Raw genomic sequence first — 22,201 nt, 5'->3', positions numbered from 1 at the left:
TTCAACATGCATGTGAAGCGCTTAGCATCAATCGAGATTAACCGTTGATGAAATCAACACCTTCTTGGATGTCTTTGTTAAGTGTCGCTAGCATGTCGTTCTTAGCTTGCTCTTCGAATGCACTTAACTCACCGTAAGAAAGAATTTCTTCAACACCGTTCTTACCTAAACGTACTGGGTGTGCGAAGTAAGCAGCATCACCATTTTCAACAGCAACGTATGCGTAATCTACCACGTCTTCACCTTGTAAGCCTTTCACTAAAGACATACAAAAACGAGCCGCTGCGGCACCCATTGAAAGTGTTGCTGAACCGCCACCAGCTTTAGCGTTAACAACTTCAGTACCTGCATTTTGGATACGTGGAGTAAGTGCTGCAACTTCTTCATCAGTGAAAGTAACGCCTTCAACTTGTGAAAGAAGTGGCAGAATGGTTGTACCAGAGTGACCACCAATAACAGGGACTTTAACGTCAGTTGCGCTTAAGCCTTTAAGCTCAGCTACAAACGCTTCAGAACGGATCACGTCAAGAGTCGTAATACCGAATACACGGTTAGCATCGTAAGTACCCGCTTTTTTGAATACTTCAGCAACGATTGGCACAGTGCCATTTACTGGGTTAGTGATGATACCTACTAACGCTTTAGGGCAGTTTTTAACGATGCCTTCAGCTAATGTTTTGATGATACCTGCGTTTACGTTGAAAAGGTCCGCACGGTCCATGCCCGGCTTACGTGGCATACCCGCTGGAATAAGAACGATATCACAACCTACTAATGCAGCGTCCAAGCTGTCTGCACCAAAGCCTTCAACTTTAACGTCAGTTGGGATGTGAGAAAGATCAACCGCTACACCAGGAACAACAGGGGCAACATCGTATAACGATAATTCAGAACCTGCAGGTAAACTTGTTTTTAATAATAAAGACAATGCTTGGCCGATACCGCCAGCTGCGCCTAAAACAGCAACTTTCATTGGAATTCTCCGTAATTTGAGGTAGGAAATATTTGTGGCCCTAAAGATAATGAAATTAGCGACTAAAAACAAATTTATCCTGCTTATTTCGCGTATAATTTCGACCATAGTTGTAAACTTAGCTGTAACGTGACGGTATTTGGACGACAAATGCAAACAAATACTGCATAACTATGCAGAATTGTGTAGAATTACTTCATATTTGATGAATAAAAGAAACGACAACATGCAACCACAAGACAAACAAGAAGCACTGATCAAAGCGTTTAAATCGTTATTAAAAGAAGAAAACTTTGGCTCACAAGGTGAGATTGTCGAAGCATTAAAAGACCAAGGCTTTGATAATATTAGCCAAAGTAAAGTCTCACGCATGTTGAGTAAATTTGGCGCTGTACGCACACGCAATGCAAAACAAGAAATGGTGTATTGTTTACCTGCCGAAATGGGTGTGCCAACCGCAAAGAGCCCTCTTCGTCAGCTTGTTATCGACATCATGCACAACGAAATGATGATTATTATTCGTACCAGCCCAGGGGCTGCACAGCTGATTGCCCGATTACTTGATTCATTAGGTAAGGCAGACGGTGTACTGGGTACAATTGCAGGCGACGACACTATTTTTATCGCCCCTGCAAAAATTTCTGAAATCGATGTCACGCTAGACCGCGTTAGAACATTATTCGATACAGTTTAACGTTAAAGCTGCTTTAAAAAGTTTACTGACGGGGCGAAAAATGCAGACCCCATGTCGGCTTGTGTAAAATCGAGCCAATGGTCATAACATTCGCCCTGCCCTAATCGGCTTTTGAGTACCTGTTCAAACGCATCACCTTGCGCTGCACACGACACCATTAAAATGCCCTGTTTATGAACGTCACCAAACGGCATGCTTTGATTGAGTATGAGAGGCTGACCCTTTTCATCTTTTAATTCACTTCGTACTGCATGACTCGTTTCAACAGCTGGCATTATTAACGTGTTATCAAGACGTGTACGCCCCATGATTTGCTCTTGCTCAGATAATGACAAATGTTGCCACACGCTTAGGTCATGCACAAAACGCTGCACATGAATATAACTTCCCTGATCTTCAAAATGACCCGGCTTATCAATCAGTGCGGTGCTTCGCTTTTGTCGCCCATGCGGAGTGTCTCCCGCATAAATAAAGCCATTAAAATCGCGGCCATCTAAAAAGCGAAAGTTACGAACTTGTTCCACCAGCTCAACATCAGGTGTAAATAATTTAATGATTTGTAGAGCAAAAAGGTGATTTACATCTTCACGATCAGAGCGAATTTGCACAAACAAATCGAATGGCTGCGCACTCATGACGTGCTCACTGTGCGTCACATTTGGAAAGCTTTGTAATTGGCTTGGAATAAACTCTGGCAGTATATGCGGCCAGTACTGCGCACCAAGCGCAACCACACATGACAACATGGCTTCAGAGAATTGGTCTGCAAACTCGTCTTGAATGACGCTTACGCGTTTAAGTTTTTTGCGTAATGACTCATCGTGACCATCATAAACATTAAAAAACAGGTGCAAACCGTGTAAGTTTGCTTCAGCACAAATCCCAGATTGCGCTTGCGCCATAATGAATCCTTAGCTACTCGTTATCAAACATACAGACAAGGAATTCAGGATTATAACGTTCTGTTTAATCTTCGAAAAAATTGACCGTATGTGGCATTATTTTTATTTTTACTGGTTGCTCGACCGCTAGTACACGATCATTTTCGGCAGCAACTTCTAGCTCCTGCCCAGCAATACGTACCTTATACACATAACGCGTACCGATAAAACGTCTGTTTAGTATGGCTTGACTACTTACATCGCCGTGCTCTGCCTCACATAACTTAATATGATGAGGTCGTACATACACCACACCGTGTTGACCTTGATGCTTGCTTTCGGTTAGCGAATGTATGACACCATACGTCGTTTCATATTCAGTTGGCGTTAAGACTTTTGCCGTTAAGTATATGCCCGTACCAAGAAACTCTGCAACCTCCTTTGAGTTAGGTTGGCTAAATAACTGCTCAGGAGTGCCTTGTTGCGCTATTTTTCCACCGTGCATCACCGCAAGCGTATCAGCAAAGGCAAACGCTTCTTCTTTTGAGTGCGTCACAAAAACAGCGGAAACTTGTTGGTCTTTTATAATCCGACGGATATCAGCAATTAGTTCAAAACGCACTTGGGTATCAATGTTCGAAAATGGCTCATCAAGTAGTAATAAACTGGGTTTATATGCCAAAGCTCTCGCTATTGCGACACGTTGTTGCTGCCCACCGGAGAGTTGATGTGGGTATCGTTTTGCACAGCCATCTAGTTTAACCAACCTGAGCATTTCACTCACGCGCTCACGTTTTTGTGCTTTACTCATATTGCTCAAACCAAAGGCAATGTTATCGCTTACTGTTAGATGCGGAAACAAAGCGTAATCTTGAAACATCATGCCGATATTTCGTTTTTCTGGCGCAATAAAGTGATGATTGTCATTGACCACTTGTGAGTCGATACTCATGTATCCTTGCGATGGCTGTAAAATACCTGCAATTGCTTTTAACGTGGTGGTTTTACCACACCCACTGGCGCCTAATAAACAGACTATTTCGTCTTGTTTCACATTTAGAGTAAGCTCACTCAATACCTTAGTGCCATTATATTGGTAGGCTAAGTCTTTAATTATCAAATGACTCATGAGTGATTGTGCTCCATCGAACGATTAACGAAATACAAAGGAATTAGTCCTACTAAAACAATAAACAAGGCCGAAATAGACGCTAACTCTAATTGCTCATCACTGACGTACTGAAAAACATGCGTGGCCAAAGTTTCAAAGTTAAATGGACGCAAGAGCAATGCGGCGGGTAGCTCTTTCATACATTCAATAAATACCAATAATCCTGCGGTTAATATACCGCGTTTTAGCAAGGGTAAATGAACTTTATACAGGGTTGTAAAAGGCCCTTTGCCCATTGATTGACTCGCCATATCGAGTGAGGGGCTGATACGTAAGAAACTACTTTCAAGCGCTCCATGCGCAATTGCATAGAAACGCACTATATAAGCAAAAACCATCGCAAATAGAGTACCACTTAATACTAGGCCTAACGAAAAACCGTGCGGCTCTAACCATGCATTCAGTAAGTCATCAAGCTGCGTTAAAGGCAGTAAAACGGCGATAGCAAGCACCGTGCCTGGTAGTGCGTACCCTGTACTCGCTAGACGTCCAGGAATAAGGGGGTAACGGTCTTTACTTATGCGTTGATAAAACAGCACACATAAGCTCAGTATAATAGTCGCCAGACTCACGACGACAGCAACCTTGAGGCTTTGCCATGCATAATTAAAAAATGCACCATTCCACGCATCTTCCGCATACACAATAGCGTACTTCACAAGCACTGCCACGGGTAATAAAAACGCCAGCAGCAAAGTAAGGCCACAGGCTATTGTTGCCCCCCAGGCTGCGCTGCCTTTTAAGCTGTATAACGTCGCACTATTAACACTTGATTGGCGCTCATACACGGCTTGGTTTCTTCGGCTGTAGCGCTCAAGCATCAGGGTTAAGAATAAAATGAGCAGCATAATGCCAGAAATTTTTGCAGCCGCAGTGAGAGAGTAATACCCCAACCAGGTATCGTAAACGGCGGTCGTCAATGTACTCACAGCAAAATAATTCACTGTTGCAAAGTCAGCCATCGCCTCCATGCTAATTAAGGTAATACCCGCCACAATAGCGCCGCGGCCAAGTGGCAAGCTTACTCGTAAGAAGCTTTGCAAAGGGGACAACCCCATTAACTGGCTGGCTTGCACAAGTTTAAATGATTGCTCTCTCAGTGCTGTTTTGAAAATTAAATACAGGTAGGGATACAACACAAGGGCAATCATCACAATTGCTCCTGTTAAGGTACGAATATCGAAAAACCAATAGTCATCCGGCGATTGCCAACCAAACCAATCACGTAGCGCAATTTGTACGGGACCTGCATAATCGAGTAAGTCCGTGTAAACATAAGCAATTAAGTAGGTCGGCATGGCAAGTGGCAGCATGAGCGCCCACTCAAATTGCTTTCGCCCCGGAAACTCACAATACGCAGTCAACCACGCTAATGGCAGCGCGATGAGGCAACTTAAAAGCCCGACTCCAGCAATCAAGAATAGAGTATTGCGGGTGTAATCCCACAACACAGTATCAAACAAGTGCTGAAACACATCAGAGCCTCCTTGCAGAGACTCCACTAATAAAAAGCCAAGAGGTGTTACAAGCAATAACCCGATAAACCAAGCTATTAACTGCCAGCGAGACAACGAAAACTTCACATGCATACGAGGCTGTTATTCCTTCATTAATAACAGGGCGATATAAAACAAAAGCTGTTTAAGCAATGCCGCTTAAACAGCTTTTTCAAATTTTTAAGCTGGAATAACGCTTTGTGCGTTATAAATCAAACTTCACTTCATCAATTAGCTTAAGTGCCACAGGGCGATATTTGCTAATTTCATCAAGCGACAAAGTATCTTCTTTAAATTTGCCCCATGATGCCACCATATCAGATAAAGCAACCCCTTGTTTTACTGGGTACTCCATATTGACTGAGGCATACATATTTTGCGCTTTATTGTCGGTCATATACTCAATCAGTTTCAAGGCATTTTCAGGGTTTTTGGCATATTTCGTCATCACCACCCCCGATACATTAATATGTGAGCCTCGGTTTGTTTGATTAGGGAAGTTAATATGCACCGCTTCAGCCCATGACTTTTGCTGCTCATCCTGCAACATTTTACCAAAGTAATAACTATTACCTAAGGCAATATCACACAGCCCTTCTTTTACCGCTTTAACTTGTGCACGGTCGTTACCTTGTGGTTTACGAGCTAAATTTGATTTTACGCCTTCAAGCCATTCTTTTGTTTTTACTTCACCGTGATGCGCCACCATAGACGCTACTAAGCCTAAGTTATAAGGGTGCTTACCAGGGCGCGTACATAATTTACCTTTGTATTTTGGATCGGCTAAGTCTTCATAACTCAGTGTGGGTAACGCGCCAACTCGCTCTTTTGCTGAGTAGACATTGCGCACTCGTTTAGTAAGTGCAATCCACTGCCCTTGTTCATCACGAAAAGTACTGGGGACATTTGCATTAACAATATCACTGTTAATTGATTGCGTTAAACCAAGCTCTTCTAACTGTACAAGCGCACTAAAATTTGACGTCAAAACGAGATCAGCCTTGCTATGCTTACCTTCGCGCTTTACGCGTTCAATCAGGCCCTTTTTAGCAAAAACAACATTGGTTTTTATGCCCGTTTGCTGAGTGAAATCATCTAAAATTGGTTGAATTAAAAAAGGTTGTCGGAATGAATATATATTAACGACATCCGCTGAAAGTGCAGGTGTGCTTAGTAAAGCCGTGAATAAGACTAACGCTGTTTTTTTCATTATTTAACACCTAAATAAAAACAATTCTCAAAATATTTTACCTACACTTAAGGCAAAGTGCACCTGTTAATAGTCATAAAACAATCATGTTAGCTGCCATTTAGGAAGTTACTTGTGAGAGATATCTTACCTACATGGCAGCTATTGAGTAAAAGCAGACAGCAAAAACCACATAAAAACCCATAACAAACTGAAAATAAACAATTTAATTAAAATGACAATAAAATGACCGCTATTTTAAGCACGATTTTGACCTACTCGCGCTTGGCAATTTCTCTATAATTAACTTATCAGCTAAGCATGAAGCTTTATGAGTAGATGGATAGGGAAGCATTACTCATATCAAACCTCGGATAAGGTTCATTAGGATAGTAAGGATATTAGGACAGGCTCAGGAAGAGTAACGCAAGGGAATGACAGCTTATGGACAGCATCAGGATGATGTGAAATGGAATAACAACAGGGTGTTGTTATACAGGAGTTCAAAAAGTGGAATAAAGGACAGGTCGTAAGGACAACGCAAGGGAATTGCTAATAAAGGGATAGCATCACGATGATGCGTAATGGAAAGGTAAAGTATTTACCAGCACGGATGTAAAGGAATGGACAGGATATAGACCCGGAGAGTCTTTATTACACAGAACAACTAAGTACAGTGTAATGGCATGGATTTGCAAAGTTTATGGAGTTGATTAGATTCAATTGCAGGATGCAGAAAATTAAGAAGATTCCGCAAGCGCGACTAGAGATAGTTCGCGCTTTTCTTTTGCATACTACCTACCCGCAATAATACTCAATCATTTTGAAGGATTAAAAGCTGACGTAAACAACGTTAAAAGTTTCTCATTTAATAAAACCTAATCACAAAACTGATACCTTGTTACCAACGCGCTTTTTTACCTCTGACTTTTATTGCCTCAACTTTTATTGCCTCAAAATAGAGCGCTCAATAAATCAAATTGATACAAGAATTACTCTGGGCGACCTTTGTTTCTTTTACCAAGCAAATAGGCATCTCTAAAGTTAATAAAGTGCTCTTCTAGCCTGCTGGTTGCTTCTTCTTCACCGGCAAGTGCCAAAACCATAATAGCGACTTCAGCCGTTCCTAGCTGGTGTTCATGGGGAGCGACACGTAAACGATAATCAGACAACTTTTCAGGCGTGATAGACAGCACGGGTAAGTGATCTAAGTAGGGACTTTTACGGATCATCTTTTTAGCTTCACGCCAAGTGCCATCTAAAAAGATAAAAAGCGGACGCTTGCCTTGTTCAGGTATCACCTCGGTAATCACACGGTTTTCGTCCTCAACATCACTGGCAGGAAAAATAACCATCGGCTGATACTGAGGATCGGCCAATAAACTTAGAAGCGCGCTATCTGGATTTGTTCGATCCCATTTAAATGCGTGGTTATCGGGAATAATTTCTGCAATTAAGCGCCCTGTATTAGAGGGTTTAAAACTCTCGTTATGATACATCAATAGGCATACAGCGGCTTCACATTCAGCCTGTTGAACACCTTCACAAATGCAGTAGTGTTCTGCTAATAAGCACCGTTCGCAGCGTGTGAGTTTTGCTCCTCGGGCTTTAAATTCTCGGCGAGATTCGCCCAATTGTTTAGCACGAAGTACCAAGACGGAGTTATTTGAGATAGTAGCCACTGTGTTTACCAGAAAATTGAACGGCGCGTATTGTAGCTAAAAATAGCAGGAATAGAAATCAATGCGAGTGGTTAGTGGTTAGTGGTTAGTGGTTAGTGGTTAGTGGTTAGTGGTTAGTGGTTAGAAAAAAATAACCCCACATTTTTATGTGTGTAATCTAACTTCTACTTTATCGGGGTCAGATCAAACTTCTAACTTCTAATCTCTAACTTCTAATCTCTAACGTCTAATCCCTAAAAATAACAAAAAACCCAGCCGGAGCTTAATGCCAGTCAGTTAAGCAGTTTTTTGAATAAATATGTGAATATTATTCAGTTAAAGCTGCTTAAAGCAGGTGGGGACAAAATTAGCTAAAGACCATATAGCAAAAGGGCTTCAGTAAGATTTTTATAAATCATCGCTGTAACCCTTTATTTTATTGGTTTTTCCTTAACTGATCTGCATTAAGCCGGAGCTGGGTTTTTAAAACGATTAGTCAAAAGAAATTACTTCTTTTTAACTGCTTTTTTGTTTGGAAGGTCAGTAATTGAACCTTCGAAGATTTCAGCAGCTAGACCGATTGATTCGTTTAGCGTTGGGTGAGCGTGAATAGTTAACGCAAGGTCTTCACCGTCTGCGCCCATTTCAACTGCTAAGCCGATTTCGCCTAGCATCTCACCAGCATTGATACCCACCATTGCACCACCGATAACACGACCAGAGTCTTTATCGAAGATAAGCTTAGTTTGACCTTCAGTACGTGCTGAAGCGATTGCACGACCAGACGCAGCCCATGGGAATACAGCTGTTTCGATGCTTAAACCTTGCTCTTTCGCTTCTTTTTCAGTTACACCAACCCATGCAATTTCTGGATCTGTGTAAGCGATTGAAGGGATACACTTAGGATCGAAGTAGTGCTTCTGACCAGAGATAACTTCTGCCGCAACGTGTGCTTCATGAACCGCTTTGTGCGCAAGCATTGGTTGACCAACGATATCACCGATAGCGAAGATGTGATCAACGTTTGTTTTAAGTTGCTTATCAACATTAATGAAACCACGCTCATCAACGTTAACGCCCGCTTTATCTGCATCAAGTAGTTTACCGTTTGGAGTACGGCCAACAGCAACAAGTACTTTGTCGTAACGTACAGGCTCAGCAGGTGCGTTTTTACCTTCAAATGTTACATATAAACCGTCGTCTTTTGCTTCAACGCCAGTTACTTTAGTAGATAGCATTACGTTAAACTTGTTCTTAACGTATTTTTGGTAAATCTTGATAACGTCTTTATCAGCAGCGGGTACTAATTGATCAGCAAACTCAACAACGTCGATTTCAGAACCCAGTGCACGGTACACCGTACCCATTTCAAGACCGATGATACCACCACCTAGTACAAGTAGTTTCTCAGGAACGTCTTTAAGCTCAAGCGCACCAGTCGAATCAATTACACGGTCATCTTCAGGGATGAAAGGTAGATTTACTGGTTGTGAACCTGCAGCAATAATAGCATTGTCGAATGTGATTGTTGTAGTACCTTCTTCACCTTCAACAGCCAGGGTGTTGCTACCAGTGAATTTACCGTAACCATAAACCACTTTCACTTTACGCATTTTAGCCATGCCGTCTAGGCCGCCAGTTAACTGACCGATTACAGACTCTTTCCAATCACGGATTTTGTCTAGGTCAATTTCAGGCTTACCAAAAGTAACGCCGTGAGATGACATTTCTGCTGCGTCATCAATCACTTTAGCTACGTGTAAAAGTGCTTTTGAAGGAATACAACCCACGTTTAGACATACACCGCCTAATGTGTTGCGAGACTCTACCAATGTGACTTCTAAGCCCAAGTCAGCAGCACGGAAAGCTGCAGAATAACCACCAGGACCACCGCCTAGTACAACAACTTGAGTTTTTAATTCGTTGCTCATGCTATTACCTTAAATGTTTGAACGGGAACACTGCCCCTAAGTTAAACTGCCATGTTTCTGCAAGGCAGAAAGTGAGAGCAGATATCTATACAAAGATTGTTCTATGGCAAAGATTGTATCATTGCCAATGGTAAAAATCCCAGCAAAAAACACCTTGCTGGGATTTGATTCTTATAAATTATGACGCGATTACATCACCAATTGGCGAATATCGCTCATATAGCTTGCTAGCGTCACAGTAAAGCGTGCTGCTAGTGCACCGTCAATAACCCTATGGTCGTATGACATTGATAATGGAACCATTAACTTAGGTTCAAACTCTTTGCCATTCCATTTAGGTTTCATCTCCGATTTAGAGACACCTAAAATAGCCACTTCTGGTGCATTTACGATAGGCGTGAATGCGGTACCACCGATACCACCAAGGCTTGAAATTGTAAAACAACCGCCTTGCATGTCAGATGACGTTAGTTTGCCATCACGCGCCTTAGCCGACACGTCCATTAGCTCGCGAGAAAGCTCAATGATGCCTTTCTTATCAACATCTTTGAATACTGGCACAACCAAACCATTAGGTGTATCGACTGCAACACCAATGTTGATGTATTTCTTCAAGATTAAACTTTCACCGTCTTCAGACAACGAAGAGTTAAATGTCGGGAACTCAGCCAGAGCTTTCGCTGCTGCTTTCATGACAAACACAAGTGGCGTGATTTTAACACCCAGTTTTTTCTTCTCAGCCAGTGCATTTTGCTCTTTGCGGAATGCTTCAAGACTGGTGATATCAGCTTCATCAAACTGTGTAACGTGTGGGATTTGCACCCAGTTACGGTGTAAGTTAGCACCTGACAGTTTTTGAATACGTGATAATTTCTTCTCTTCAATCTCACCAAACTTGCTAAAGTCAACTTTTGGCCATGGAATAAGACCCAGCTCACCACCGCCTGTATTGCCTTTGCCTGCATTACCTGATTCAACTTGCTTCACAAGTTCTTTAACGTAGTTTTGCACGTCTTCTTTAACAACACGATTTTTACGACCCGTGCCTTTAACGTTTGCTAAGTTAATACCAAACTCACGCGCTAAACGACGAACAACTGGCGATGCATGTGCATACGCGTTGTTATCGGCAAACTCTTCTTTGCTAGCTTGTGCTGAAGCTGGCTTAGCCGCAGGGGCTGCCTCTGCTTTTGCTGCTGGCGCAGGTGTCGACTCTGTTTTCGCTTTAGGCGCTGATGCTTTTGCACTGCCCGCAACTTCAAATACAAAGATAAGAGAACCTGTTGAAACTTTATCGCCTGCAGCAACTTTGATTTCTTTAACCGTACCAGCAAAGGGTGCTGGTACTTCCATTGAAGCCTTATCACCTTCAACGTTTAAGATTGATTGATCTTCTGACACGCTATCGCCAACAGCAACCATAACTTCGGTTACTTCAACTTCATCACCACCGATATCAGGCACGTTAACTTCTTTTGTGCTTGATGCAGTGTCAGCGGGCGCTTCTTCAGCAGGTGCAGACTCTGCTGTCGGAGCGTCAGAGTCACTTGATGCTGTTTCGAAAACAAAGATTAAAGAGCCTGTTTTAACTTTATCGCCTGTCGCGATTTTGATCTCTTTAACGGTACCCGCAAATGGTGCAGGTACTTCCATTGACGCTTTGTCACCTTCAACGCTTAATAAAGATTGCTCTTCTTCAACTGTATCACCAACAGCAACCATGATGTCAGTCACTTCAACTTCGTCGTCACCGATATCTGGTACCGTTACGTCTTGCGTCGCTGAACCTGAAGGTTGCTTAGCAGGCTCTGGCTTTGATTCTTCTTTTGCTTCAGAAGATGCAGAAGCTTGCTCTTCACCTTCGAAGATCATAATAAGTGAACCCGTCGTAACAGTGTCACCTTCGGCTACTTTAATTTCTTTAACCGTTCCTGCTTGTGCAGCAGGAACTTCCATTGATGCTTTATCGCCTTCAACCGTTAATAACGACTGATCAACCTCAACCTTATCACCAACGCTAACAAGGATTTCGGTTACTTCAACGTCATCGCCACCGATATCTGGTACTTTAATTTCAATACTCATTGGAACCTCTTATGCGTATAGCGGGTTAACTTTGTTAGTGTCGATGTCGAACTTCTTGATTGCTTCTGCAACCACAGACTTCTCAACGTCACCACGTTTAGCAAGTTCAGATAATGTTGCAACAACAACATAACCTGCATTAACTTCAAAGTGACGACGTAAATTTTCACGGCTATCAGAACGACCGAAACCGTCTGTACCAAGTACTTTGTAGTTACTGCTTGGTACAAATGAACGAACTTGCTCTGCGTAGTTCTTCATGTAATCCGTTGCGGCAACTGTTACAGCGTCTGACAATGCTTCAGTGATGTAAGCAGTCTTTTGCTCTGCGTCTGGGTTAAGCATATTGAAACGCTCAACATCTTGACCATCACGTGTTAATTCATTGAATGAAGTCACTGAGAATACATCTGAACCAATACCGTACTCTTCACTTAAGATTTGGGCAGCTTTACGTACTTCAATCATGATAGTACCCGAGCTTAGCAACTGTACTTTCGCTTTATCGCCAGCCACGGTTTCAAGCTTATAGATACCTTTACGAATACCTTCTTCAGCGCCTTCAGGCATTGCTGGTTGATGGTAGTTTTCGTTCATCAGTGTTAGGTAATAGAACACGTTCTCTTGATCTTCACCGTACATACGACGAATACCGTCTTGCATAATAACTGCAACTTCGTAAGCGTAAGTTGGGTCATAAGAAATACAGTTAGGCACTGTGTTAGCAAGAATATGGCTGTGACCATCTTCGTGCTGCAAACCTTCACCATTTAACGTTGTACGACCTGCAGTGGCACCTAATAAGAAACCACGTGCTTGTTGGTCACCCGCCATCCATGCCATATCACCAACACGTTGGAAACCAAACATAGAGTAGTAGATATAGAATGGGATCATAGGTAAATCGTTGGTGCTGTATGATGTTGCAGCAGCAACCCATGACGACATTGCACCTAACTCATTGATACCTTCTTGTAATACTTGACCTGATGTAGCTTCTTTGTAGTAAGAAACGATGTCACGGTCTTGAGGCGTGTAATTTTGGCCATGTGGGTTATAAATACCGATTTGACGGAATAAACCTTCCATACCAAATGTACGTGCTTCGTCAGCAATGATAGGCACAATATTTTTGCCAATACCTTTGTCTTTAAGCAACACATTAAGTGCACGAACAAAGCCCATTGTTGTAGAAATGTCGCGCTTTTGCTCTTCAAGTAATGGTTTAAATGCCTCTACTTCTGGTAAGACTAACTTTTCAGAGAATTTAGCAATACGCTTCGGTGTGTAACCTTGAAGTGCTTCACGGCGAGCGTGTAAGTATTTGTACTCTTCTGAGCCTTCTTCAAGTGTTAAGTATGGAAGATCAGCTAATTTATCATCTGACACAAGATCTTGTAAACCAAGACGCGAACGTAAGTGTGCTACGTGTGTCATGTCCATTTTCTTAACTTGGTGTGCGATGTTTTTACCTTCAGCCGCTTCACCCATGCCGTAACCTTTAACCGTTTTCGCTAGGATAACAGTTGGACGGTCTTTCGTTTCTTCTGCTTTTTTGAATGCTGCGTAAAGCTTTGATGGCTCATGACCACCACGCTTAAGTGCGAAGATTTCTTCGTCTGTCATATCAGCAACAAGTGCTGCTGTCTCTGGATAACGACCAAAGAAGTGCTCACGCACGTAGGCACCGTCTTTTGCTTTATATGTTTGGTAGTCACCGTCAATAGTTTCGTTCATTAACTGTAGTAACTTACCGGTTGTATCTTTAGCAAGTAAGATATCCCAACCGCTGCCCCATACAACTTTAATCACGTTCCAGCCTGCACCTTTAAATAGGCCTTCAAGCTCTTGAATGATTTTACCATTACCCATTACTGGGCCATCTAAACGCTGTAAGTTACAGTTGATTAGGTAACATAGGTTATCTAATTTTTCACGTGCAGCGAATGAGATTGCACCACGTGATTCTGGCTCATCCATCTCACCATCGCCTAAGAAAGCATATACGCGTTGGTTTTTAGTGTCTTTTAAGCCGCGACCATCTAAGTACTTTAAGAAACGCGCTTGGTAAATTGAAGCAATTGGACCCAGACCCATCGATACCGTAGGGAACTGCCAGAATTCAGGCATTAATTTCGGGTGTGGGTACGAAGGAAGACCTTTACCATCAACTTCTTGACGGAAGTTATCAAGCTGCTCAGCTGTTAAACGACCCTCAACGAATGCACGCGCATAGATACCTGGAGAAATATGACCTTGATAATAAACTAAGTCACCGCCGTCTACATCGTTTGGCGCTTTAAAGAAGTGATTAAAACAAACTTCATAAAAAGCCGCTGAAGACTGGTAAGACGCCATATGGCCGCCTAAGTCGAGATCTTTTTTCGACGCGCGTAATACGATCATAATCGCATTCCAACGAATGATTGAACGAATACGACGCTCAACATTCACATCACCTGGGTAGGCTGGTTCTTGATCTACTGGAATGGTATTAACGTAGTTAGTAGTTGTGCCAGTAGGCATATCAACACCGTCTAAACGGGCTTGCTCTAACACTTGCTCAAGTAAGAATTGAGCACGTTCTACACCTTCTTCACGCACAACAGACTCAAGGGCTTGTAACCACTCTTGTGTTTCTAGCGCGTCTACGTCAATTTTATTGACTTCAGACATATGGAGGTTTCCTTATGTTTAAAATACTAATTATTTTAATAAATCTTAAATTAAGTAGTTAACTAAACTTAGCTAATCACTTGCTTAATGTTGTTTGGTGCGTCTTAAACTACGTTCAATCCGCGAATGCTCTTTGCCAGCCTCAAGTAAGGCTTCTTCGATAAAGGCCAAGTGAGCATTACTAGCAAGGCGTGCTTGCTCTGGGTTTCCTTCAATAACCGCATCCATTAACAGTCGTCTATGCTCCGCGAGCTGCTGGCTGATTTGCGGCTTTTTTAACAGTACAGTTAAATTTTGTAATACATTTTGCTCAAGCAATGCTTGCATACCACGCACTAAGTGCAGCAACACGACATTATGAGACGCTTCAGCTACGCTGAAATGAAATGCATTAATTGCTTTTGCTTTTTGCACAATGTCATCATTTACAAGCGCAATATTGTCAAAGCTTTGTTTTACTTTTTTAAAATCATTCGTCGTACCACGCATTGCAGCATAATAAGCTGCGATTCCCTCAAGAGCATGACGAAATTCAAGTAAATCAAATTGTGATTCAGGATGTTTACTTATCAAATCAAAGAGTGGATCAGTAAGCCCCTCTTCAAGCTGATTTTTTACAAACGTGCCACCCCCTTGACGACGCGTGACTAAGCCTTTAGCTTCCAGCTTTTGAATAGCCTCTCGAAGTGATGGACGCGATACTTCAAACTGTTTCGCTAACTCACGTTCAGGAGGTAATTTTTCGCCTGGCGCTAACGACCCCTCAAGAATCATATTCTCAAGTTGTTGTAAAATTACATCAGATAATTTTGCTGCTTTTATCTTTAAAGACATTTATCAACGTCCGCGTTGTTTCGGCCAAGCCCGCTAAACACAGGGTTTTTAGCCATAAGACTCAACCAAAAGGTAAATTGGTCATACCAAATTTGTAGCATACGTTATCAAAAACCGGTATTTCTGTCAATTTCACTGCGCTCAGCGCCAACTGACACGGTACTCCATTTTGCATAAAGATTAAACAGTATGGAAGAAAGTCGCTATTTCGGAAGAAGAAAACAATAAAAAATAAATGGTCAGACCAGATTGACAAGCACGCTCTTAGAAGTCAGCTATTTGATGTTAGCTGATTTGAGTGGCTTTGTAGAAAGGCAAAGTAGAAAGCATTACAGTGCTGAAAAATCAAAACTCAAACGACGTACATTAACAGAATGATTCATGACTGAAATCATTCCTACAAGCTTTACTCTTGCAGCTCGCTGACTTTAAAAGCCACTCCCGGCTAAAGCCAGCCCTTGCAACTTGCTAACTTTACTACGCCAACCCACCAAATAGAGTGAGTGCGGCAATAATGACTAAAAAGAACAACACATTACGTTTTACGAGTTTCATCATACAGGTTGCCTCATAAGTGCAACCAACATACTGCTGCTCAATTTGCTCTGCAGCCAAAGCTGTTTGAGTAACCACTTTGCGATTGCTTACTGAAAAGTCCAACACGTATTTCAACCAGCAACTGGTTCCTTTATTAAAGTTGCCAATAACAAGATAACCAAAACTTGCAATGCGCGCAGGTAACCAATCTAACCAAAATAATAAGGTATGAATTAGTTTAAAGCGTTTTGCATACACCATATTATGGTTTTCTCTTACCTTGTCAGCGTAAGTACGCACTAAGCCATAGAGTATTGCGCCCGGTACACCCAATATCACAAACCAAAAAATAACAGCACAATAAAAGCGGAAATTAAGCCATGCGAGTGTTTGCCCGAATGTTTCCCCTTGGGGCTCAGCTTCTGTTTTCTTTTGGCCCATTTGTAATGCAAATAATGTCGCAGCTTCTTGATCGTTTCGCGTTAGGGCATTGAGATAAGACTTATACAGTGCTCGTTGCTTAGCACAGCCAAAACACGTTAATAACACCACGGTGTTAACCGCTAATTGCCATACTATAAAATCTGATAACTTATAAACTAAGGCAATAGCAATCACTGGTAACATTAACCAGATCAGAAAACCAACGGGCGAATTAAATAAGCCTTTATCTGATAAGTGTTTTTTAGAGTGCTTTAGGTAGTGATCGGCATAAAAACCAATTTGCCAGTAATCAGCCCGCGCCCCAAGACGCTCAATGACTAGCGCAACTATAATTGAAATCAAGATCATGCTTGTTACCTATATCCTTTAAATTAAAACACTAAATCAAAAAAGTATGGCCAATCAAAACTCTCGCCCGGATCCGTTTTTCTACCGGGTGCAATATCGCAGTGGCCGACAATACGAGAGCGAGTTATTTTTGGGTATTTATCCATAAGTGCCTTTGTCACTAAGTGTAATGCATTATATTGTGCTTGGGTATACGGCTCAGTATCAGTACCTTCAAGCTCAATACCTACACTAAAGTCATTGCATTGCTGGCGGCCATTAAACTCAGACACACCGGCATGCCAAGCACGCTTTTCAAATGGCACATATTGAATCACTTCACCCGTGCGACGAATAAAACAATGCGCAGACACTCTAAGCCCCTTTAAGTCAACAAAACTATCGTGTGCCTCACAGTCTATGCAACCCATGAATAAATCATCCACATATCGCGTGCCAAACTGCCCTGCGGGTAGCGAAATATTGTGAATCACAAGTAATGACACTTCATTATCAGGACGCGCATCATAATGCCTGCATGGCCGCTGTAACACACTGTTTAACTGGCCTAATTCGTTTATATGCATATTAAAAACTAACAATGACAATAAAGTTAAACAGTGTAAATGGTTCGCTACTCAGGGTCTAGCCGCATTCATTTGTGAAGCCACCCACAAGGACTTTTAATCCACGTTAGCGATAAATCTTTAACTTCTAATACAAGGTCAAACATAGTAAAATTTAGTCAATTTATTAATAAACAATGAGCTTTCGACATGTCAGTCCCTCACTCTTTAATTAGCCAACTGGTTAAACTCGCCCTTGATGAAGATTTGGATTACCAAAATGCAAACGACGGTGATATCACCGCTCAACTCATCCCTGAAAACGAGCAAGCGAATGCCAAAGTAATTACTCGTGAAGACTTTGTATTTTGTGGCAAAGACATTATTTTAGAAGTGTTCAAGCAAGTAGATGCAACGGTAAAAGTTGATGTATTAGTAAACGATGGTGATAAGGTCGCTGCAAATGCCACCTTATTTACAGCGTCTGGTTCTGCACGTGCCATTTTAACCGCAGAGCGTACAGCGCTTAATTTTGTGCAAACGCTTTCGGGAACAGCAACAACCACAGCCCACTACGTTAAAGAACTTGCAGGAACAACCACGCAGTTACTTGATACCCGTAAAACGATTCCGGGCTTACGTGCATTGCAGAAGTACGCAGTCAAATGCGGCGGCGGCGCGAACCATCGTATTGGTTTATTCGATGCATTCTTAATTAAAGAAAACCACATTGCAGCATGTGGTGGCATTGATAAAGCCGTGGCACAAGCAAAAGTTAATCATCCATCAAAACCTGTAGAAGTCGAAGTTGAATCTTTAAATGAGCTTGAGCAAGCCATTCATGCGGGTGCTGATATCATCATGCTTGATAACTTTACTGTGGAACAAATACAGCAAGCCGTCATCCTTACTGATAAGCGAGCAAAATTAGAAGTGTCTGGCAATATGACCCTTGAAACACTAAAAGCTTATTCGCAAGCAGGTGTTGATTTTATCTCAAGCGGCGCACTTACAAAAAATTTACAATCAATCGACCTATCGATGCGCTTTAACGCGTAACCCCACCCCATTTTTGCGTATTTAATGTTTACCTAATTCGTTGACAACGAAATAAAAAAAGCATTAAATACGTAAAAAGCCTGAATCGGTAACAAAAAATCAATAACTTTTCAGTGCTTTTAGTTCTTTAGTATCATTGTGTCCTAATGACTTACGTAAGTTTACAATTAATTCAATAAGTTCCAGCAAGGATGCATGTGTATAAATAGTTCAATTATGGATTTTTAAGCTTGATCTGTCTCAAACTAAAGTAGGAAACTTCTGAAAAACCAGTTATCTAGCCGGAAAATTGCTTTCAAATACATTAATTGATGCTAAAGTAAATTAACAAACACTTAATGAACAAAAGTTTAAAATCAACTTGTTAACAATCACGATTTTTAACAGAAGTTTTAAGTAAAACTGTAAGAATAGTCCTGTATGTTTAGCATCGATTTTACAATGCTGATCTAACAGCTAAACTTACAAAACATCATATCCTTTAGGAGAGGAACAAAATGACACAACAAAAGCAACAGGGTTTCACCCTAATTGAATTAATGATTGTAGTAGCAATCATCGGTATTCTAGCTGCAGTGGCCCTGCCAGCATATCAAGACTATACTACGCGTGCTAAGGTTAGTGAGGTTATTGCATTTGGTAGCTCTGCTAAAACAGCCGTAAGTGAATGTGCAATTTCAAATGGCGCATTAACAAACTGTAACACCAATACTAAAGTAGGAATTGCAGCTGCAACCGATATCACTTCAACATATGTAAAGCAAGTTTCAGTTGGTACTGATGGTTTGATAACAGTAACTATACAAGGTACGAACACAGCTCTTGATACAGCTTCAATAGCATTCAAGCCTACCTATAGCGCCAACTCGATACTTTGGCAGTGTGAAGTGAGCTCAAATACATTAAATAAATTTGTACCTCAAAACTGTCGTAGAACTTAATAAAATCTATAAATATTGAAGCTCTTGATTAGAGCTTCTTTATCCTATGATAAAAAATATTCCACATAAATTTTACCTACCAATTTTTTTAATTATTAGTATTGCTCCTTTTTGGGATTCTCTATATTTTGGCCTTTTTAATGAAAAAAGAGCCTCTCAAATTGCATTATTAATTCTATGCATCCCATACCTAATCTCATCCAATATTAGTGATTCAAAAAATAAAAACATAATATATTTACTATTAACATTTTCTCTGATCAGTGTATTTCATAGTGAAAATCCTTTTTATTCACTTTTAATACTTTTACACATCTTTATGCTGACAGCACTAATAAAACTTGGAATAAGCCAAAAAGATTTAGAATTGCCATTATTTATAACATCAATAATTTTGAGCATTTTCTCTTCTGGTATGTTTTTTTTAAACTATTTTTTTTATTTATATAACAATACAGATTTTTTTATAGATGGAGTTTTTTCCGGATTCTATAACATTCGTTTTTTTAATCATTTCCAAGTCATATGCGTATGCTTCTCACTATACCTATTAATGAATAAAAACTTCAAAAGCATTACTGCTATATCTTTAGTCTTAAACTTTTTGATTATAATGATTAGTTCAGCTAGGGGAGCTTCTCTAGCAATAATAATTATTATTTTTATTGGTGCTTATATGAAAATAATAAATAGGGAAGTTTTAAATAAAGTATTTTGGCTCTTCATTTTTTCTTTATTTCTATTTATCATCTACATTTTAACTGAGCCTGTATCACTTACAAGGGATAGCCTTTTTCGAGAAACCAGCTCAGGAAGATTAGCATTATGGGAAGATGTAATTAGATCTTTTAACTTTAAAACTATTTTATTCGGAAATGGGGCTGGTACATTTAAATCAGACAGTTATGGAGTTAGCCATCCTCACAATAGCGTAATATCTTTACTCTTTGATTGGGGAGCTATAGTAACGTTATTAATTCTTTACTTACTTTTTAACCTTATAAGTGAATCACTAGATTACTTAAAATTTAAAAAAGATAACAATACTTTTAATTGTTGTTTTCTTACATTTTTAGCGCTACTTTCACTTTCACTTGTAAGTGGTATAACAATTATGCCGATCCCACAAACATTTCTTTTTATACTAGCAGGTTTAATAATAAAAGAGTTACGAAAAACTAATAAAAGTGTAAGAATTAGCATTAATAAAGTTATCTTTATATATGCAGTTGCTCTAATTTATTTTATTCTTAGTATGATAAGTTTTAATTGCCAAAGCCATATACCATCAGGACCTAATTTCTGGGCAAATGGACAAGTTTTTTTGTCAAGTTGCCAGTAACTCCCAAATAGGATTGAAAATGTCAAAACAAATAGAAAAAAATAAATTAGATACTTTTCAATGGGTTGGTTTAAGTGCCAGAGGAAAGAAACTTGAAGGTGAACTTTCTGGTCAGAGTATAGCATTGGTCAAAGCACAGCTCCGTAAACAAGGAATTACTCCTTCTAAAGTTAAGCGCAAAGCAAAGCCATTATTTGGCATTAAACATGTACAAAAAATCACCCCTAAAGACATTGCCCTGATTACACGCCAAATAGCGACCATGCTGATGGCTGGTGTGCCGCTTATTCAATCTATTGAAATGATAGGTTCAGGTGCTAAAAATAAAAGTGTTGCTAGGCTGATGGAAGAAATTGGTGACGAAGTAAAAGCGGGTGTGCCACTCTCGCAAGCTTTACGCAAACACCCCCGTTATTTTGATGATTTATATTGCGACCTTGTTGCATCGGGTGAACAATCGGGTGCCCTTGATAAAATTTTCGACCGTGTCGCTCTTTATAAAGAAAAAGCCGAAGCATTAAAATCTAAAATAAAAAAAGCAATGTTTTACCCGATTGCGGTATTAGTTGTGGCCTTAATCGTTACCTCAATCTTACTTATTTTTGTGGTGCCTCAATTCCAAGAGATTTTTAACGGCTTTGGTGCTGAGCTTCCCGCCTTTACTTTAATGGTGATAGGTATATCTGAATTTATGCAAGAATATTGGTGGATAATGCTGATTGCTGTTATTGCATTTGGCTATGCCTATAAAGAAGCGCTGCTTAAAAGCAAAAAACTCAGAGATGCCAACGACAGAGCTATATTAAAGTTACCTGTTATTGGCATGATTTTAAATAAAGCAGCAGTGGCTCGTTATGCACGCACTCTTTCAACAACCTTTGCTGCGGGTGTGCCCTTGGTTGATGCGCTCGACTCCGCCGCGGGAGCCTCAGGTAATGCAGTGTACCGTTACGCTATTTTAGAGATAAAAGCAGAAGTGAGCTCAGGTAATTTGATGAACTGGGCAATGCGAAACTCTAAAATATTTCCTGATATGGTGATCCAAATGGTCGCAATTGGTGAAGAGTCAGGCTCATTAGATGGCATGCTTGCTAAAGTAGCCACTATTTATGAGCAAGAGGTTGATGACGCGGTCGATGGCCTTTCGAGCTTATTGGAGCCGTTGATCATGGCTGTACTTGGTGTGCTAGTCGGTGGTTTAATCGTTGCTATGTATTTACCTATTTTCCAGTTAGGTTCCGTCATTTAATCGATAAGTAAAAATTGAGTTGGTATATTGATGCTGTCTAGGCTTTTACTAATCACAGCTTAGGTAGTCATTTACAATTTTGAATGGCTATTGATTAAAATAATAAAAAAGACATTGAGTAATTCGTTCAGGCCTGCAAGCCTAA

At 40.6% G+C, this 22,201-nt stretch carries 17 protein-coding genes; 5 read left to right on the top strand and 12 right to left on the bottom strand.

The genetic code is table 11. The annotated features are described in order from the left end of the window. Positions 1–37 precede the first annotated feature (37 nt). Positions 38–973: a malate dehydrogenase gene (gene mdh / locus LPA49_RS05425; protein ID WP_036965950.1), complete on the bottom strand. Its 936-nt coding sequence runs from the start codon at positions 971–973 to the stop codon at positions 38–40. 226 nt (positions 974–1,199) lie between these two features. Here mdh and argR point away from each other — a divergent pair, with 226 nt between their 5' ends. Next, positions 1,200–1,667: a transcriptional regulator ArgR gene (argR, locus tag LPA49_RS05420; protein ID WP_036965948.1), complete on the top strand. Its 468-nt coding sequence runs from the start codon at positions 1,200–1,202 to the stop codon at positions 1,665–1,667. A gap of 2 nt (positions 1,668–1,669) precedes the next feature. On the opposite strand, the gene LPA49_RS05415 is transcribed toward argR, so the two are convergent. The 11 genes from LPA49_RS05415 to ampD all read right to left on the bottom strand — a co-directional run bounded on the left by LPA49_RS05415 (position 1,670) and on the right by ampD (position 17,486). Next, positions 1,670–2,569 (bottom strand): Dyp-type peroxidase, encoded by a 900-nt coding sequence (locus LPA49_RS05415; protein ID WP_118844615.1) that lies wholly within the window; start codon positions 2,567–2,569, stop codon positions 1,670–1,672. A 64-nt stretch (positions 2,570–2,633) separates the two neighbouring features. Continuing rightward, positions 2,634–3,677, bottom strand: coding sequence for an ABC transporter ATP-binding protein (locus LPA49_RS05410; RefSeq protein WP_065979650.1), 1,044 nt, complete (start codon positions 3,675–3,677; stop codon positions 2,634–2,636). After that, positions 3,674–5,308 carry an iron ABC transporter permease gene (locus tag LPA49_RS05405; RefSeq protein ID WP_065979649.1) on the bottom strand — a complete coding sequence of 545 codons (1,635 nt, stop codon included), beginning with the start codon at positions 5,306–5,308 and terminating at the stop codon, positions 3,674–3,676. The genes LPA49_RS05410 and LPA49_RS05405 overlap by 4 nt, the downstream gene beginning before the upstream one ends. Positions 5,309–5,420: 112 nt before the next feature. Then, positions 5,421–6,425 (bottom strand): Fe(3+) ABC transporter substrate-binding protein, encoded by a 1,005-nt coding sequence (locus LPA49_RS05400; protein WP_036965938.1) that lies wholly within the window; start codon positions 6,423–6,425, stop codon positions 5,421–5,423. A gap of 971 nt (positions 6,426–7,396) precedes the next feature. After that, positions 7,397–8,086 (bottom strand): tRNA-uridine aminocarboxypropyltransferase, encoded by a 690-nt coding sequence (locus tag LPA49_RS05395; protein ID WP_036965935.1) that lies wholly within the window; start codon positions 8,084–8,086, stop codon positions 7,397–7,399. Between the two features lie 485 nt (positions 8,087–8,571). Continuing rightward, entirely contained in the window at positions 8,572–9,996 is a 1,425-nt protein-coding gene (lpdA, locus tag LPA49_RS05390; protein ID WP_036965933.1) for a dihydrolipoyl dehydrogenase, read from the bottom strand. Between the two features lie 189 nt (positions 9,997–10,185). After that, complete coding sequence (aceF, locus tag LPA49_RS05385) at positions 10,186–12,081, bottom strand: pyruvate dehydrogenase complex dihydrolipoyllysine-residue acetyltransferase (RefSeq protein ID WP_036965930.1); 1,896 nt, start codon at positions 12,079–12,081, stop codon at positions 10,186–10,188. Positions 12,082–12,090: 9 nt separating this feature from the next. Next, on the bottom strand, positions 12,091–14,757 hold the full coding sequence (gene aceE / locus LPA49_RS05380) for a pyruvate dehydrogenase (acetyl-transferring), homodimeric type (RefSeq protein WP_180311086.1): 2,667 nt from the start codon (positions 14,755–14,757) through the stop codon (positions 12,091–12,093). A gap of 84 nt (positions 14,758–14,841) precedes the next feature. Next, a complete protein-coding gene (gene pdhR, locus LPA49_RS05375; protein ID WP_036965924.1) occupies positions 14,842–15,591 on the bottom strand; it encodes a pyruvate dehydrogenase complex transcriptional repressor PdhR in 750 nt (249 codons plus the stop codon). Positions 15,592–16,068: 477 nt separating this feature from the next. Then, entirely contained in the window at positions 16,069–16,920 is an 852-nt protein-coding gene (gene ampE, locus LPA49_RS05370) for a beta-lactamase regulator AmpE (protein WP_180311087.1), read from the bottom strand. Positions 16,921–16,943: 23 nt separating this feature from the next. Continuing rightward, positions 16,944–17,486, bottom strand: coding sequence for a 1,6-anhydro-N-acetylmuramyl-L-alanine amidase AmpD (ampD, locus tag LPA49_RS05365; protein WP_180311088.1), 543 nt, complete (start codon positions 17,484–17,486; stop codon positions 16,944–16,946). A gap of 189 nt (positions 17,487–17,675) precedes the next feature. On the opposite strand from ampD, the gene nadC reads away from it, so the two are divergent. From nadC to LPA49_RS05345, 4 genes are all read left to right on the top strand, one after another. Next, on the top strand, positions 17,676–18,524 hold the full coding sequence (nadC, locus tag LPA49_RS05360; protein ID WP_180311089.1) for a carboxylating nicotinate-nucleotide diphosphorylase: 849 nt from the start codon (positions 17,676–17,678) through the stop codon (positions 18,522–18,524). Between the two features lie 497 nt (positions 18,525–19,021). Next, positions 19,022–19,465: a pilin gene (locus LPA49_RS05355; RefSeq protein WP_180311090.1), complete on the top strand. Its 444-nt coding sequence runs from the start codon at positions 19,022–19,024 to the stop codon at positions 19,463–19,465. A 46-nt stretch (positions 19,466–19,511) separates the two neighbouring features. Beyond that, entirely contained in the window at positions 19,512–20,807 is a 1,296-nt protein-coding gene (locus LPA49_RS05350) for an O-antigen ligase family protein (RefSeq protein WP_180311091.1), read from the top strand. 19 nt (positions 20,808–20,826) lie between these two features. Next, positions 20,827–22,056, top strand: coding sequence for a type II secretion system F family protein (locus LPA49_RS05345; protein WP_180311092.1), 1,230 nt, complete (start codon positions 20,827–20,829; stop codon positions 22,054–22,056). The last annotated feature ends 145 nt before the right edge of the window (positions 22,057–22,201 follow it).

It is taken from the genome of Pseudoalteromonas sp. MB41, assembly GCF_020966275.1.
GTDB lineage: Bacteria > Pseudomonadota > Gammaproteobacteria > Enterobacterales > Alteromonadaceae > Pseudoalteromonas > Pseudoalteromonas lipolytica.
Note: the sequence above shows the minus strand (reverse complement) of the source record. Positions and strands in the feature narration are given on the sequence as shown.

What these genes read in the sequence shown, in the direction of transcription:
- nadC (WP_180311089.1), top strand. Translation starts at nt 17,676, where the DNA reads ATGTCAGTCCCTCACTCTTTAATTAGCCAACTGGTTAAACTCGCCCTT.
- LPA49_RS05415 (WP_118844615.1), bottom strand. Translation starts at nt 2,569, where the DNA reads ATGGCGCAAGCGCAATCTGGGATTTGTGCTGAAGCAAACTTACACGGT.
- LPA49_RS05400 (WP_036965938.1), bottom strand. Translation starts at nt 6,425, where the DNA reads ATGAAAAAAACAGCGTTAGTCTTATTCACGGCTTTACTAAGCACACCT.
- aceE (WP_180311086.1), bottom strand. Translation starts at nt 14,757, where the DNA reads ATGTCTGAAGTCAATAAAATTGACGTAGACGCGCTAGAAACACAAGAG.
- pdhR (WP_036965924.1), bottom strand. Translation starts at nt 15,591, where the DNA reads ATGTCTTTAAAGATAAAAGCAGCAAAATTATCTGATGTAATTTTACAA.
- ampD (WP_180311088.1), bottom strand. Translation starts at nt 17,486, where the DNA reads ATGCATATAAACGAATTAGGCCAGTTAAACAGTGTGTTACAGCGGCCA.
- argR (WP_036965948.1), top strand. Translation starts at nt 1,200, where the DNA reads ATGCAACCACAAGACAAACAAGAAGCACTGATCAAAGCGTTTAAATCG.
- lpdA (WP_036965933.1), bottom strand. Translation starts at nt 9,996, where the DNA reads ATGAGCAACGAATTAAAAACTCAAGTTGTTGTACTAGGCGGTGGTCCT.
- mdh (WP_036965950.1), bottom strand. Translation starts at nt 973, where the DNA reads ATGAAAGTTGCTGTTTTAGGCGCAGCTGGCGGTATCGGCCAAGCATTG.
- LPA49_RS05350 (WP_180311091.1), top strand. Translation starts at nt 19,512, where the DNA reads ATGATAAAAAATATTCCACATAAATTTTACCTACCAATTTTTTTAATT.
- LPA49_RS05345 (WP_180311092.1), top strand. Translation starts at nt 20,827, where the DNA reads ATGTCAAAACAAATAGAAAAAAATAAATTAGATACTTTTCAATGGGTT.
- LPA49_RS05355 (WP_180311090.1), top strand. Translation starts at nt 19,022, where the DNA reads ATGACACAACAAAAGCAACAGGGTTTCACCCTAATTGAATTAATGATT.
- LPA49_RS05410 (WP_065979650.1), bottom strand. Translation starts at nt 3,677, where the DNA reads ATGAGTCATTTGATAATTAAAGACTTAGCCTACCAATATAATGGCACT.
- ampE (WP_180311087.1), bottom strand. Translation starts at nt 16,920, where the DNA reads ATGATCTTGATTTCAATTATAGTTGCGCTAGTCATTGAGCGTCTTGGG.
- LPA49_RS05405 (WP_065979649.1), bottom strand. Translation starts at nt 5,308, where the DNA reads ATGCATGTGAAGTTTTCGTTGTCTCGCTGGCAGTTAATAGCTTGGTTT.
- aceF (WP_036965930.1), bottom strand. Translation starts at nt 12,081, where the DNA reads ATGAGTATTGAAATTAAAGTACCAGATATCGGTGGCGATGACGTTGAA.